This window comes from Paenibacillus pinihumi DSM 23905 = JCM 16419 (genome assembly GCF_000422505.1).
Lineage (GTDB): Bacteria > Bacillota > Bacilli > Paenibacillales > Paenibacillaceae > Paenibacillus_D > Paenibacillus_D pinihumi.
Genome location: NZ_KE383864.1, coordinates 959,344 through 974,264 on the forward strand (window position 1 = coordinate 959,344; position 14,921 = coordinate 974,264).

General features: G+C 49.9%; 12 protein-coding genes. 1 reads left to right on the forward strand and 11 read right to left on the reverse strand.

The window, feature by feature from the left end; translation table 11 throughout:
• The first annotated feature begins 72 nt into the window (after positions 1-72).
• Positions 73-1,206, forward strand: coding sequence for an AI-2E family transporter (locus tag H583_RS33445; protein WP_036709947.1), 1,134 nt, complete (start codon positions 73-75; stop codon positions 1,204-1,206).
• On the opposite strand, the gene H583_RS0118615 is transcribed toward H583_RS33445, so the two are convergent.
• From H583_RS0118615 to H583_RS0118665, 11 genes are all read right to left on the reverse strand, one after another.
• On the reverse strand, positions 1,198-3,033 hold the full coding sequence (locus tag H583_RS0118615) for a peptidoglycan D,D-transpeptidase FtsI family protein (protein WP_245585936.1): 1,836 nt from the start codon (positions 3,031-3,033) through the stop codon (positions 1,198-1,200). The two genes, H583_RS33445 and H583_RS0118615, sit on opposite strands and share 9 nt — an antisense overlap.
• Before the next feature lie 204 nt (positions 3,034-3,237).
• Positions 3,238-5,310, reverse strand: a complete 2,073-nt coding sequence (locus tag H583_RS0118620) for a methyl-accepting chemotaxis protein (RefSeq protein ID WP_154665916.1) — start codon at positions 5,308-5,310, stop codon at positions 3,238-3,240.
• A 451-nt stretch (positions 5,311-5,761) separates the two neighbouring features.
• On the reverse strand, positions 5,762-7,012 hold the full coding sequence (locus tag H583_RS0118625; protein ID WP_028561792.1) for a peptidase U32 family protein: 1,251 nt from the start codon (positions 7,010-7,012) through the stop codon (positions 5,762-5,764).
• Between the two features lie 26 nt (positions 7,013-7,038).
• Complete coding sequence (locus H583_RS0118630) at positions 7,039-7,983, reverse strand: peptidase U32 family protein (RefSeq protein ID WP_028561793.1); 945 nt, start codon at positions 7,981-7,983, stop codon at positions 7,039-7,041.
• The gene (mltG, locus tag H583_RS0118635) at positions 7,973-9,070 is read right to left on the reverse strand and encodes an endolytic transglycosylase MltG (protein ID WP_245585937.1); all 1,098 of its coding nucleotides are present in this window, start codon (positions 9,068-9,070) and stop codon (positions 7,973-7,975) included. Before mltG ends, H583_RS0118630 begins: the two co-directional genes overlap by 11 nt.
• Before the next feature lie 249 nt (positions 9,071-9,319).
• The gene (locus H583_RS0118640) at positions 9,320-9,634 is read right to left on the reverse strand and encodes a DUF1292 domain-containing protein (RefSeq protein WP_051236620.1); all 315 of its coding nucleotides are present in this window, start codon (positions 9,632-9,634) and stop codon (positions 9,320-9,322) included.
• Positions 9,634-9,933: a DUF1292 domain-containing protein gene (locus tag H583_RS0118645; RefSeq protein WP_028561796.1), complete on the reverse strand. Its 300-nt coding sequence runs from the start codon at positions 9,931-9,933 to the stop codon at positions 9,634-9,636. The genes H583_RS0118640 and H583_RS0118645 overlap by 1 nt, the downstream gene beginning before the upstream one ends.
• An 8-nt stretch (positions 9,934-9,941) precedes the next feature.
• On the reverse strand, positions 9,942-10,358 hold the full coding sequence (gene ruvX, locus H583_RS0118650) for a Holliday junction resolvase RuvX (RefSeq protein ID WP_028561797.1): 417 nt from the start codon (positions 10,356-10,358) through the stop codon (positions 9,942-9,944).
• A 39-nt stretch (positions 10,359-10,397) separates the two neighbouring features.
• Positions 10,398-10,658: an IreB family regulatory phosphoprotein gene (locus tag H583_RS0118655; RefSeq protein ID WP_028561798.1), complete on the reverse strand. Its 261-nt coding sequence runs from the start codon at positions 10,656-10,658 to the stop codon at positions 10,398-10,400.
• Positions 10,659-10,704: 46 nt separating this feature from the next.
• Positions 10,705-13,338, reverse strand: a complete 2,634-nt coding sequence (alaS, locus tag H583_RS0118660; protein WP_028561799.1) for an alanine--tRNA ligase — start codon at positions 13,336-13,338, stop codon at positions 10,705-10,707.
• A 444-nt stretch (positions 13,339-13,782) separates the two neighbouring features.
• Complete coding sequence (locus H583_RS0118665; protein WP_028561800.1) at positions 13,783-14,853, reverse strand: AI-2E family transporter; 1,071 nt, start codon at positions 14,851-14,853, stop codon at positions 13,783-13,785.
• Between the last annotated feature and the right edge of the window lie 68 nt (positions 14,854-14,921).

Below are 14,921 nucleotides of genomic sequence, written 5' to 3' on the forward strand. Positions count from 1 at the left end.
GAACATATGCATCCAAGATATCGCACAATCCTTACATAAGGCTGCCTAAAATATCCGTAGAGGAGACCGTTCATGCTTACCTTTTACAAGAAATATTGGCGTACTGCGTTTGATATTTTGCTCATTGTCCTTACTGTATATCTTATTATGTACGCCTTCAGTTTTATATACCGCATTGCCACACCTGTTATTCTTTCCTTTGTGATATTTGCTATGATTGAGCCGCTCGCCAAACGGCTGAACAAAATTGGAATCAGCAAGCCGATTGCTTCGGCGCTGTCCATTCTTTTCTTTGCCATGGTCATTGCGGGCGCATTCGTAATCGCTGGGATCATGCTGACTAACCAGATTACCGGCCTGATCAAGCTTATTCCGACCTATCAGGATCAGCTGAAGGATCAGATCGCCGCCATTACCGCCTATATCAGTGAAAAAACAAGCCTGATTCCACCCGATTTCCTGAGCAGTTCCGCGGATTGGATTGATTCCGTCACGGAATGGGGAACCGGACTGGCAAAAGGATTTTTAACGGGACTCGTCGGATTTCTGACATCCTTCTCCAAGTTTATGTTTAATCTTGTGCTGGCTGTCATACTTGCCTACTTCCTGAGCATTGAAATTAATGACTGGAAGAAAACAGCAGAAGATAAGACACCGAACACGTTCAAGAAAGCTTTTTTCTTCCTGAAGGACAATGTCTTCTCCGGCATTGCCGCTTATTTGAAGGCTCAGATGAAAATGATCAGTATTACCTTTATCGTCATACTAATCGCACTGCTTGTTCTTGGTGTCAAAAATGCGTTTACCATTTCGGTCATATCGGCAATATTTGACGTGCTGCCGTTGCTTGGGGTCAGTACCCTGTTTATTCCTTGGATCATCTATTTGTTCATAGTCGGCGAGACGACTCTGGCGATCTGCCTGGCCGCATTGCTGGCGGTTGTAATTCTCGCCAGACAAATACTGGAGCCGAAAATTACCGGTGATTCTCTTGGAGTATCCGCTTTTACCACCCTTTTGTTCATGATTATCTCGCTGTCCCTGTTCGGGGTAGCCGGGGTCATTATCTCTCCGGTACTCGTTATTTTGATCAAGGCGTTGTATGAACAGGGCTATTTGCACGAATGGATTCGCAAGCCGGTTGGCGAATATGATGATATCCCGCCAGCCCCACCCTCAGGCGGCGGCCCTGAGGCATCATCCTGACGGCTGTTCAGCGAGAATGTCCATAACCCCGCGGAACAGTATCGTGGACTGGTTATGACTGCCGGAGAGCCGGTTCTCGGCAACGACCGCCACTGAATAGCGTGGCGCCTGTACAGGCCCGTAACCGACAAACCATTGATGGTTGCGCTCCTTGCCATTGAATAGAGTTTGCGCAGTACCCGATTTTCCAGCGAGCCTCCACTTTGCCGCCTGGAGCGAAGTCCCTGTGCCATATGCTACCACGTCCTCCATCCCCTCAATCAAGGCTCTGGCTGTAGCCGGAGCCACCCGGCCATATGGTGAATACAGGTTGCGGACAGGCAGGCTGCTCATCAAATGGCCATTGGCGTAACGGATCTCGGAGACGATGCGTGGCGCTCTAACCTGTCCGTTATGAAGCAGCGTCACCACCAGATTGGCCGCCTGCAGCGGAGATACCGCAACGTCCCGTTGTCCGATGGCCGTCTGTGCCAACAAGCCGCCATCCCGGCCCTTCGGCAGTGCGGTGAACAATCTGCCTCCCTCCTCCTCCTGAAGCAGCCTGAGCGTCTGGCCAAGCGGCTTAAACACCTGCTCGCTTACCCAGCCTACCTGCTTGCCAAGGCCAAGCCGGTCTGCTGTCTGCATGAATTGTTGGTATTGCAGCCGCTCTCCAAGCCGCGCAAAGGCAATATTGCAGGATTGGGCCAGGCCTTCACGCAAAGTTATCGTGCCGTGGCCGCCAGGCTTCCAGCAAGAAAGACCGTACTTGCCATATTCCCCGTTGCAATGGAACATTTCATCCAGCTCCGCCTCCCCCGCCTCCAGCGCCGCCGCTTCCGTCACCAGCTTGAATACCGAACCGGGAGCAATAGCATGAATCGCACGGTTTATCATTTCCTTCCCACCGGCATCGAGCCGGTAAGGATCATAGGCAGGCCGCGAGACCATCGCCACGATATCCGCATTTTTCGCATCCAGAACAACGACAGCTCCTTCCTTTAGCCCCTGCTTGTCCAGATAATGCTCGAGTTGATCCTGAATCTCCAGATCAAGCGTCGTGACGACCTTCAATGGATAATATGGATTTTCAGACCTTACGAGACGCATATCCAGTCCATGAAGCGGCTTGTTTACCCCATCGGTATAATGAGAAACTGCTACGCCCCCAATTCCATGCAGCAGCGAATCGAGAGACTTCTCCAATCCTGCACCGCCGATCCGGTCATGCAGCTTTAGTTTTCCCTGCTCCAACTGGCTTCCGTACAGTGTCTCCAGCCGCTCCGGATGCTGGCTGATGTAGCCGATCGCGTGCATAGCAGCATAAGGCGGCTTGTATCTGACATGATAAGGAAGCACCCGAATACCTTCCAGCCTCATGGCACCGAGCTGCTCCAATTGTTTGCCGGAGAGCCGGTAAGGCAGCTTCTCTCCCTGCCGATGATAGAATCCGGGCTCTCTCAGCTTGGATAGCCAGTCATACAGCCGTACAGGGCTGGTATTCAAAATTGCCGCAAGCTTGTCCAGTTGCCCGGCCTGGGTCCATAGCTTGGTGTTGACAGGGAATGCAGCCAGCGTCATGACCGTCTCGCCTGTCATGGCCCGTCCCTTGCGGTCTGCAAAATCTGCTCTTCCAGTATCTAGAAGGAGTCCGCGTTCACGCTGGTTTACGGAGTAATCCTGGTAATGATGCACAGCAGGAGCAGCGGGAGAGTGAGGAAGCCATTGCAGCCATGCAAGCCGTACCAACTGGATAATTGCTACTGCCGTTACAACAAGCCCAAAATAATAAATTCTGCGCCGCATCCCTTCTCTTCTGCGTCTGCGGATTGCCGCTATGTCCTTCATCGCCTGTTCCTCCATTCAGGAACAGTATTTCCATCTTGCCGTAGCGTTAAGCCAAATCATGTTCCGTTGCCTCTTAACGATCTATATGCCAAAAGGATGCCCGCAGTCCAAAATGAATTTCGGGCTGCGGGCATCCTTATTGTTTGTTGCGATGATCTGGCTGCTCCCCGGGCATTCCAAGCCCGTAGCTGCAAGACTATACGATTATGCCTTGGTATTAAAACGTGATAGTGAACCCTTCAGCTCATTGGATACTGTCTCCAGCTTGCCTGACAGATTCACCAGCCCTTCGCTGATGCTCAGCTGTTCACTGCTCAGAGAAGCAACCTCTTCCGAGGTGGCCGACGATTCCTCGGCTACACCGCTCACATTTTCCATGGCCTCGGACAGCACGGACTGGGATTGTTCAAGCTTTTCGATGGAATGTGTAGCGGAATCCAGCCGCTCTACGAATTGGGACATCTGGCTTTGTACCGAATAGAACAGCTGGTTTGCTTCCTTAACAGATACAATCTGATCCTGGAACAGCGGGTAAGCCTCGGACAACACATTAACAGTCTCATCGATTTCACGCTGAATCGTCTCTGTAATTTGGCCAACAACGTCAATGGATTGACGGGACTGGTCCGCAAGCTTGCGGATTTCATCGGCAACAACCATGAAGCCCTTGCCTGCTGCGCCGGCTCTGGCCGCTTCAATCGTAGCATTCAGAGACAAAATATTCGTCTGCTTGGTCAAAGAGTTCAGCACTTCAAGAATTTTGCGGATAGAGCGGGTACTGTCCTTCAGACGATCTACCTTCTCCACCATAGAACGGGTCATTTCCTCTGTCATGCCTGTCTTCTCAATTAGTGCGGACATGTGCTCCGTCCCCTGTTTGCTCGCGCTCTCAACCTCGCCTGCGGCACCGACCATCTGATGATTGGCTTCGATAACCAGCTTCATCTGGGTGCCGATACCGGAAGTCAGGTCTGCGCCCCGCTCAGCTTCCATAGCCAGGCTCGAAGCGCCCGTGGCGATCTCTTCCGTAGCAATAGAAATTTCTCTGGCCGATACCGAAGTCTTTCTCGATGCTTCTGTCAGCTCTCCGGCTGTCTGCAGCACTTCTTGTGCCGACTGGTTCGTCTGGTTGACGAGCGCCGTAATTTTCTCCATCATCTGGTTAAAGCTTCCGGACAATTGGCCGATCTCATCCTTGCTCTTAATGGAGGAACGTACTGTCAGATTGCCTTTTTCCCCTTCAACCATCAGATTGCGAATCTGCATCAGCGGAACGACAATGAGGCGAATGACAATGAAGCCGATACCGATAGCAAGCAGCACACCGACTCCAACAAAGATCCAGGTCAATTCCTGAATTTTCTTGGCATCTTTTACAAGCTCGGATACAGGAATTTCTCCGATCAATTTCCAATCCATCAGCTTGAAGGAATCATGCACAACGAGAATTTCATTTCCATTCAAAACTGTGCGTATTGCTTTGTCATTGCCGGAGTTCTCCTCCGGGAATTGAATGCCGCTTTCCTGTCCGAGATCTTCAATATTTTTGGAATACATAATATGCTTGTTCTCATCCAGAATGCGTACGACACTATCATCACCAAGCGCAAGTCCTGACAGCTGATCAGCAATATCGTTGTATTTGATTTCAATCAGCAACACAAAAGCTGCTTCATTGGTGGACGTATTCTTGATGAGACGGGTGACCCCGATTACAGGTTCGTTCAGCATGCCGCTAAAGCCCTTCACCTCGGTTGGCAGCCATACCGGCCTGCCGTCCTGCTTCAGTGCAGCCTGATACCAATCCTTCTCCTTGGCTTCAGCATAGTCGATTCTTGCTCCACCATAGTTAACGCCTGTGTACTTCTCATCGAGCGGAATCAGGTTGGCAGCCAATATCGACTTATTGCTCATCATCAGCGTCATCAGCTTCGTCTCCATATTTTTGGAGGCTTCAAATACCCGGAATACCGGCTCCTGCTGCTTTTTCAAGATCAGGATATTATCCTGAATTTCCCGGTCAAAAATCACCTGCAGCGACAGGTCCTCATACGCCTGGAACAAAATGTCCATTTTGCTTGCAGCCTCGGCAACCGTCTGCTGGCTGAAATCCGCTACCTTGGTCTGGATAATATTTTTGGATGTTGAATAGGAAGTCAAACCGACCACAAGCACGCAAATCAAAATACTGCAGAAAATGAGCAAGACAAGTTTGGCGCCTACAGACTTGAACACATTAAAACTGCTCTTCTCCAGAAGATTATGTATCGCTTTCATTTCTCCCCTTGCATTTTTCACCTTACTTAATTCTTTGGACCTATCTTTCTTTTTTAATTTGTCCATGAGTTTCATGACGGCACCACCTGTACATTCATAATATCGGAGCAAAATATGTATTACTTCTCTTATCGGTCAAACTGTTCGGAAACATGAGGAATTTTAATAAAAAATGCAAAAAAAACCTCCTTTTTTATTCTTTACGGCATAAAGTAAGAGCTTACATCAACAGCATGCACCGATTGTAGCATTAATTCCATAGACCTAGTATATACATTTTGGCATTTAGGTCTATATACATGAACATTATATACATTAATCAGCCTTTTCTCATAGCAAAAAAGCATCATTCTTCTAAAGCGGAAGAATAATGCTTTTACATTTGCATCCTAATAAGTTCCATATCTGCTAAACATACATATAGATTTTGAACCTTGATAGAGATTACCTGTTATCTTATTTTTTTCCGCATCATGTCCATCGCTTTGACCGGATGATCCACTTTCATGCGAATCTTCTGCATCGGATGCCGTGCTGCATCCAGCCCAGTTCCCGTTTCATCGGCAATCTGTCCGACGATTTGTTTGAAGAAGGTTCCGCCCGGTCCAAAGAACTCAACCTCCTGGCCCGGCTTAAAGTGGTTTCGCTGCTGAACGAGAGCGATTCCGCTTGCCTCATCATACTCCAGCACAACTCCGGCAAAATCATAAGGTGCCGCCTTTTCCTCTGCCTCGTAAATATGTTCTTTGGCACCCGGCGTCTGGAAAAAGAATCCGGTATTCAGTGGACGGTTGGCCGACTTGTTAATTTCTTCAACCCATTCCGGCTTCAATTTATAGCCCACCGGGTTGTCAAAATACGCATCGATTGCCTGACGATAAGCGTTGACCACTGTAGCGACATAATGGACACTCTTCATGCGTCCCTCAATCTTGAAGCTGTCCACTCCGGCCTCGATCAGCTCCGGCAAATGTTCAATCATGCACAAATCCTTGGAGCCCATCGTAAATTTATTTTCCTCCGCGGAATTGACCATGTCCTGATCCACAAACAGATCATACTTCCAGCGGCACGACTGCGAGCAGCCGCCGCGGTTCGAGTCACGGTCTGTAAAGTGGTTGGACAGTACGCAGCGTCCCGAGAACGAAGAGCACATTGCACCGTGAATAAAGGCTTCTATTTCAATGTCCACATTGGACTTGATCTCGGCGATTTCCTCCAGCGATGTCTCACGTGCCAGTACAACCCTCGGCAGGCCCTCGTCCTTCCAGAACTTCACGGCTTGCCAGTTCAAGATAGACTGCTGGGTGCTCAAGTGGACCTCAAGCTTGGGAGCTACACGCATGGCCGTATCCACAATAATCGGATCAGCGGCAATAATCGCCGCAATTCCGGCTTCCTCCAGCCCTTTCAGATAAGCCTCAATACCGGCCAGATCCTCATTATGGGCGTAAATATTCGTTGCTACAAATACCTTGGCTCCGTATTTTTCCGCAAATTTGACGCCCTCTTTCATTTCTTCCAGACTGAAATTGTCTGCACCCGACCGGAGTCCGTAGTGCTGCCCTCCGATGTATACGGCGTCAGCCCCGTAATGCACGGCAAATTTCAGCTTCTCCAGGTTGCCGGCAGGCGCCAGCAGCTCCGGACGGTCAAGACGGTGCCGCTTGCCGCGGTACTTGATTTTAGTTAAGGTTTCCATAGGCTAATCCCCCCTTGCATCGCCCATTAATACACTTGTTCCTTATAGAAAAATCCGAAGGAAAGCTCACGGTCCGGATCTTGAACTGCCTTAATTTCATCTAATATGTCCTCATCAAATTGATAAGACTCAGGATTTGCAAAATAGGCATCAATCACTTTCCGGTATGCTTTCACTACGATTTCGTTGTAATCCGGCGATTTCAGCAGTCCTTCAACTTTGAAGCTGTCTACCCCGGCTTCCATCAGCTCATGCAGACTTTCCAGCATGCAAATATCATCGGAGCTCATAATATGTGTTCCGTTGAGGTCTTGATAGATTGGATATCGTTCCTCCTGTCGTTCTACCTCGATCAGGTAGAGGCCGCTGTCCTTGTCTGTTACGAGAGAAGAGGACTCTACTGTCCCTGAGCTGGTTCTATAGTCCATATAACTGTTCACCAGGCTGCGCTTGGAGTGATAAATATTTGTCAGCCCGTGTACCTGGACCTGAACCTCCATCGGCGTATTGCGCTTGATATCCAGCACCTCATCCAGATTCAGCTCGCGGGCCAGCACGAAGCGGCCTGCCCCTTTGCGTCCCCAGTAGTTCGCCGTCGCATAGTTGGTCGAGGTCATTTCCGTATTCCAGTGCAGCTTGAGCTTCGGCGCATGCTCCCTGACCGCCATTAATACGGCCGGGTCACCGAATACAACCGCATCCACCCCGGCATTTGCCAGTGCCCTGACGTAGTTCGGCAGCAGAGGAACGGTTTCATTATCAATCAGATTGTTCATAGCCACATAAATTTTAATGCCGTGCGGATTCGCATAGTTAACAGCTTCCAGCAATTTCTCCAAATTAAATTCGCCTGCCAGACGCATGCCAAAACGCGATTCTCCCAGCAGGAAAGCATCCGCACCTGCCTCGGCCAGACGCACCAGCTCCTCCATTGATGCTGCCGTCACCAGCAGCTCAGGCTTAACCGTCAACGCTTTTTCCTCCGTTCTTCTCGTTCGCTTCACTTTTCTTTTTATTTTTCAAATGTTCATTATACGTTTTGCCGAAGTAATGAGCGGATGTGCCATCCTTCTTCGTAACGTAATATAAATAATCGTTCTCCTGCGGATACAGCGCCGCTTCAATCGAAGCCAGAGACGGGCTTGAAATTGGTCCTGGCGGAAGTCCGCTGATCAGATACGTATTATAAGGCCCTTTAATTTCCGTGTCTTTAATTAACAGCCTTTCCTTAGGCTTGTCCAGCATATATTGAACCGTTGCATCAATTTGCAGCTTCATACCCTGCTTGAGACGGTTATAGATAACTCCGGCTACAATTGGGCGTTCATCGTCATTGACCACCTCGCGCTCAATGAGGGAGGCAATTGTCAGCATCTGATGAAAGTTCAGCTTGCGCTGCTCCAGCACCGTATCCCATTCCTCCGGAAGCTTGGCCAGCTTACGGTCCATTTCCTGAAGCATCCGGATCATAATCTCCTTCGCCGTGCTGCCCTTCTTCATCTCATAAGTTTCCGGGAACATATAGCCTTCAAGCAGATGATGCATATCAGGCATTGGCTCAATAAGAGCAGCCTCAGCCGAATAGGACATCATCTCTTTGGATTCTGCCAGCTCCAGGAACTGTTGTTTGTCGACCAGACCTTCTGCGCTCAGCTTGTCGGCAATCTGCAATACCGTGTAGCCTTCCGGAATAGTAAATTGGACCGTTTCTTCTTTGGCGGTATCGCCGCTGTTGAGCTTGGCAATAATAGACTCCGGCTCCATCCCCGGCGCAAGCTCATAAGAGCCCGCCTGGAACTGGCTGCCCTCGTTTTTGTAACGCAAATAATATTTGAATAAAAAGGCGTTGCGGATAATTCCCTCTTTCTCCAGCACTTCGGCAACCTTGAACGGGCTTGAGCCCTTTGGAATGGTGACAAGCTTCGTATCCCCCGCGGCGGCAGGCCGGAGGCCATTCCATACATAGCCGGCAGCGCCAGCGGCGGCCAGTAGTATCAGGCCCAACAATGTAATAATGACCCATAGTGTAATTCGGCCCCGGCGTATTGGCGTATCCACTTTCTTTTCGTCCCCCTTGAGCAATGGTATGCTGATTTCCAAAAAATAGCTGCCGCCGTCATATCGACGGGGCAGCCACATTTCGCGGTACTAGGTAACTCCTGGATGCCTGATTGATTTGACCGGACCTGTGCCGTTTTTGACAGACACAGCTTCGTTTCACGCAGAAATAAAAGCCGTTTTAGTGAAACTTATAAATGCTTATACTTCAAAAAAAGGGCGGTTCGCACCGCCCTCTGGTCAATCTGGTTATTGTATGTCAGCTTCTTCGAACATCAGCTCATCATAAGCCTCGGCAACTGCATCCCATTCATCCTCATCATCCAGAGACTCCAGGGTATACTCGCCATCGCCAAGCTCAATAATCCGGAAGAAATCAAGCTCGTCTTTCTTCTTCATTGCCGCTGTCTGAAGCGCAGCATAAAGGGTTGCGCCGAGTTGGAACTCAGCGGCAATCCGGTACATCTCCTCGGCTCCGCTGTCCGCGACAAGCCCGACTTCGCGTCCGTAAGATTCCTGCAGCAGCCGGACCCGCTTGAGCTGCCTGGCATTGCTATCGTGCATTAATCTTCATCCTCTATTTCACCAAGCAGCGTATTAAACGTTTCCTCTACCATATTCCATTCTTCTTCATCGTCAATGGTATACAGCTTCAGATCGTCGCCTTCCTCTTCATAGCGGAATGCGTACACCTCTTCGGATTCGTCTTCGTCTTCAGATCCGAGCGGCACAACCATCATATACTTTTGGTCGGAGCCGTCGACCTCAAATTTCATAATGACTTCGAATTCTTCCTCGTTGCCATCTTCATCCGGAATATAAATAATTTCCGGCTCTTCAAACTGCATGTCGTCCTTTGTCATCGTTACCCTCACCTTTTCGTTTTAGAGTCGAGAAAATTTTGCAAAATGAGCATAGCGGCCATCTTATCAACCACTAACCTTCTTTTCTTGCGGCTGACGTCCGCCTCAAGCAGTGTGCGCTCAGCGGATTTTGTAGTCAGCCGTTCATCCCAGAGGTGAACAGGTAAGTTAAGCTTCTCGCGCAATGCTTGCGCAAATGCGATGCAAATTTCGCCACGCGGACCAATTGTACCATTCATATTCTTCGGCAGTCCGACTACGATTTCACTTACTTCATGCTGGCTGATCAGCTTTGCAATCTCGTCAAGCTCCTGGCCTTCCCGTCTTGTCTCAATCATTCCAACTCCCTGGGCTGTCCATTGCAGGGCATCACTGATTGCAACTCCGATCCTGCGGTCGCCATAGTCCAATCCCATTATACGCATATATCCGACCGCCCCATTTCACATTCAATTAACTATCCGTTATCTGTGCTGACTAAGATAACTCCGGACGAGCTCTTCAATCAATTCATCGCGCTCTTTCCTGCGGATTAGACTACGGGCATTGTTGTGACGCGGAATATAAGCCGGATCACCGGACAATAAATAGCCAACAATTTGGTTAATCGGATTATATTCCTTTTCTACCAATGCATCGTACACAGACAACAAAATATCCTGTGAAGATGATGTCAGCTCTTCCGCTTTCACATTAAACTTCATCGTTTTATCCATGGAACTCATCGCCAGCACCTACCTTTCAAGGCCAAAGCAGTTTATGCTGCCTCTATCATATCACATTTGACTGTGAGGAAACCAGTTCTTCCGCAAGCTTAAGCGCATCTGCCAGCTTCGACGGGTCCTTGCCTCCGGCTTGGGCCATATCCGGACGTCCTCCGCCCCCGCCGCCGCATGCTGCAGCAATTTCTTTGATCAGTTTGCCGGCATGCAAACCCTTCTTCACCAGATCCTCGGATACCGATACGACCAGATTTACTTTCTCCTCCTGAACCGCCCCAAGTACGATTACCGCTGACGGCAGCTTGCCCTTCAGCTCGTCGGCAATACCGCGGAGTGCTTCCATGCCGCCGGCATTGACGGATGCTGCCAGCAGCGTTACGCCGTTCACGGTCTTCGCCTGCGTCTCCAGCGATCCGGCTTCGATTCGTCCGAGCTTCGCCTGGAGCGATTCCTTCTCTTTGGACAGATCTTTCACCTGTGCATATAAGCCTTCAATCCGTTTTGGCACATCGGTTGTATTGGACTTGAGCAGTTCCGCAGCCTGCTTGAGCAAGTCAAACTGTCCTTCCATATACGTGTACGCATGCTTGCCTGTAACAGCCTCAATCCTTCTGACACCGGAGCCGATGCCTGACTCCCCAAGAAGCTTGAACAGGCCAATTTCGGACGTATTCTGCACATGACAGCCGCCGCACAGCTCAATGCTGTAGTCGCTAACCTGCACAACACGCACGACATCCCCGTACTTCTCACCGAAGAGCGCCATCGCCCCCATAGCTTTCGCTTCTTCAATCGGCTTGCTCTCGATTACGACAGGAGATCCGAGCCAGATTTGCTCATTGACACGCTTCTCAATCTCAGCCAGCTCGTTTTCCGTAATGCTGCCGAAATGGGAGAAGTCAAAACGCATACGCTCTGCCTCAACCAGCGAGCCCGCCTGATTGACATGAGCGCCGAGCACTTGCTTCAGCGCCTTGTGCAGCAAGTGTGTCGCCGTATGGTTTTTAACAATATTTTCGCGCAATGTTCTGGATACTTCGGCCTTCACCTCTTCGCCTGTGCGCAGCGTGCCGGATGTCACGACTACGTGATGTACATGCTGTCCTTGCGGCGCCTTGGATACGTCCTCCACCTGCAATTGGACGGATGCTCCCGAAATTGTGCCATGGTCGCTGACTTGTCCGCCGCTTTCAGCATAGAATGGCGTGTTGTCCAATACGACGAGGCAGCGGCTGCCTTCAGGCGCAATATCGACCAGCTCATTGTCCAAAATAATGGCGCTGATTTTTGCATCAACAGCCAGTTTATTGTACCCGACGAATTCGCTTTTGACCGTCAGCTCGGAGAGCGCTCCCCCCTGTATTTTCATGCTGCCGGCATCCTGGCGCGCGGAACGTGCCAGCTCGCGCTGCGCTTCCATCGCCTGATCAAAGCCTTCCCGGTCGACACTCAGCCCATTCTCCAATGCAAAATCTTCAGTCAGATCGAACGGGAAACCATAGGTGTCATAAAGCTTGAATGCATCCGGTCCGCTGATTACGCTGCTGTCTGCCTGCTTGGCCGATTGGACAAGCTTCTCCAGAATTGCCAGACCATCGGTCAGCGTATCATGGAACCGCTCCTCCTCGATGCGGATAATCCGCTCGATGAACTCTCTTTTCTCCACAACCTCAGGGTAGTAGACGCCCATAATGTCTCCTACGGTTGCAGTCAGTTCAAACAAAAACGGGCGGTTGATGCCGATATTTTTGCCGTAGCGCACTGCGCGGCGCAGCAGACGGCGGATGACGTAGCCGCGGCCTTCGTTGCTTGGCTGTACTCCATCCCCTACAGAGAATGTAACCGTGCGGATGTGGTCGGCAATCACCTTTAATGCGATATCATGGTCCTCCCGCTTGCCGTACTCAATGCCTGCAATCTCACAAGTGCGGTCGATAATCGGGCGGAACAGGTCGGTGTCAAAGTTGGAATCCACGTCTTGAAGAATGGAAGCAAAGCGCTCCAGCCCTGCACCTGTATCAATATTTTTATTTGGAAGCGGGGTGTAGCTGCCGTCCTTGTTATGATTGAATTGCGAAAATACAAGGTTCCAAACTTCCAGGAAACGCTCATTCTCGCCACCCGGTGTACAATCCGGATCAGACAGGTCACCGTATTTGTCCCCACGGTCATAGAAAATCTCGGTACAAGGTCCGCAAGGGCCCTCGCCGATATCCCAGAAGTTGTCTTCCAGCTTGATAATGCGCTCTTCCGGCAGGCCAATCTTCTTGTTCCAGAAATCGAAAGCTTCCTGGTCCTCCGGATAGACGGTAACCGACAATCTCTCCGGATCAAATCCGATCCATTTCGGATCGGTCAAAAATTCCCAAGCCCATGTAATCGCTTCTTCCTTGAAATAATCGCCAATCGAAAAATTGCCAAGCATTTCAAAAAAGGTTTGATGGCGGCGCGTCTTGCCGACATTCTCAATATCGTTGGTCCGGATACATTTTTGCGAGTTTGTAATTCTCGGATTGTCCGGCTTTACGCGGCCGTCAAAATAGGCCTTCAGCGGAGCCATACCCGCATTAATCCACAGCAGGGACGGGTCATTATGGGGTACAAGCGGAGCGCTCGGCTCGACTTTATGGCCTTTGCTTTCGAAAAAAGCAAGCCATTTGGAACGTATTTCACTGGCTTTCATTGGTATCATGCCTCCACATTTAATTAATAGTCTGGCGCAAACGGCTTTGCCGCCCTTTGTCAGACAAAACCCTCGTTTCACACAGAAATATAAGGCATTTATAGAGTGAAAACTTATAAAGTCTTATATTTCCAGAAAAACAAAAAAGCCCCTACATTATGCAGGGACGAAATCTTGATTTCGCGGTACCACCCTGGTTATTGCGCATCACATAAGCGCAATCGCCTCAAACGAGCGTTAACGGGCTCACCCCGGTGAAGTTCATTCACACTCCGAAACCGGCATTCAGCGATTCTTCATCCGAAGCAGCCTTCCAGCCGCCGCCAGCTGCGAATAAATCCGTAGCATGGTCCTGCGGGCCGCTCTCTCTGTAAGATGGGCTATCGCCTACTCTGTTCCGTCATCGTTTTGACGATTATAGTATATCGTCCGGCAGGAATCGTGTCAAATCGTCTTTTTCCGGACGTAATAAGCAAAGATATGCTGCAGGACAACCTTCAGCGCGGCATAGATTGGAACGGCCAGAATCATCCCGATAATTCCCGCTATCTGCCCCCCTACCAGAAGGACAAAAATAATGGACAGCGGGTGCATATGCAATGTTCTTCCAACCACCTGCGGCGAAATGACATTGCCTTCTAGAATCTGGCAGATCGTGTTGACGATAACAACCAGCAGCATCATTTTCACAGAAATGGTCGAGGCCACAATCAATGCTGGCGCTGCCCCGAAGAACGGCCCCAGATACGGAATAATATTAAAGATCGCTACCATCGCAGCCAGCAGCAGGGCATAAGGCAGACCGATCAGCCAATAGCCGATATAGGCGAGCAGACCGACGATAAAACAGACGAGAAACTGTCCGCGGATATAGCTGCCGAGTGCAGCATCAATATCCTTGAACAGCTTGACGGTGTTTTTCCGGTGTGCTCTGGGCACATAGGTGATGACCGTTCGTTCCAAGACATCAAAATCCTTGAGTATGTAGAATGCCAGGAACGGGATAATGAAAGCAACGAACACGACATTCAGCATTTCACCAATGTTGTTGACGAACGAAGTGACGACCTCTGACAGCCGCCTTTCCATTTCCGCCACCGAGCGTGTCAGTCCGCTGCGGACACCATCCGGCAGAAAGGAATTATTGTTCATATTGTCAATAAGGCTCTGTGCTCTCATAGAAAACTCTGGCGCATGCTTGTTCAGCATCTCCATTTGCTCCAGCAGCATTGGAATCACATTCATCAGCACAACAGCAAACGCCCCGCAAAATACGGCATATATGAGCAAAACTGCAATCGAGCGCGGCACCCTGCGGTCGGCAAGAAGGCAGACGACCGGATTAAGGACATAAGAAATAATCATCGCAATCAGGAATGGTGCCAGTACCGCCTTCAAAAATATATAGACATGGGTAAAAATCGGTTTGACCTGCATGAGCAAATAAAGGACAAGAAGGCCAAGGATAACATAGACAAGAACGGCGAACATCTTGTGCTTCATGAATTTGTCCACTTTAATCCACCCCTCTTCCCGCTTTCGGGCGTCCGCAGCTTGCGGCCGCTCTTTTCTACAGTATATGT

Excerpts from the sequence above, each read along its gene's own strand:
- H583_RS33445 (WP_036709947.1), top strand. The coding sequence starts at position 73 with ATGCTTACCTTTTACAAGAAATATTGGCGTACTGCGTTTGATATTTTG.
- H583_RS0118615 (WP_245585936.1), bottom strand. The coding sequence starts at position 3,033 with ATGAAGGACATAGCGGCAATCCGCAGACGCAGAAGAGAAGGGATGCGG.
- H583_RS0118620 (WP_154665916.1), bottom strand. The coding sequence starts at position 5,310 with ATGAAAGCGATACATAATCTTCTGGAGAAGAGCAGTTTTAATGTGTTC.
- H583_RS0118625 (WP_028561792.1), bottom strand. The coding sequence starts at position 7,012 with ATGGAAACCTTAACTAAAATCAAGTACCGCGGCAAGCGGCACCGTCTT.
- H583_RS0118640 (WP_051236620.1), bottom strand. The coding sequence starts at position 9,634 with ATGCACGATAGCAATGCCAGGCAGCTCAAGCGGGTCCGGCTGCTGCAG.
- H583_RS0118645 (WP_028561796.1), bottom strand. The coding sequence starts at position 9,933 with ATGACAAAGGACGACATGCAGTTTGAAGAGCCGGAAATTATTTATATT.
- ruvX (WP_028561797.1), bottom strand. The coding sequence starts at position 10,358 with ATGCGTATAATGGGATTGGACTATGGCGACCGCAGGATCGGAGTTGCA.
- H583_RS0118655 (WP_028561798.1), bottom strand. The coding sequence starts at position 10,658 with ATGAGTTCCATGGATAAAACGATGAAGTTTAATGTGAAAGCGGAAGAG.
- alaS (WP_028561799.1), bottom strand. The coding sequence starts at position 13,338 with ATGAAAGCCAGTGAAATACGTTCCAAATGGCTTGCTTTTTTCGAAAGC.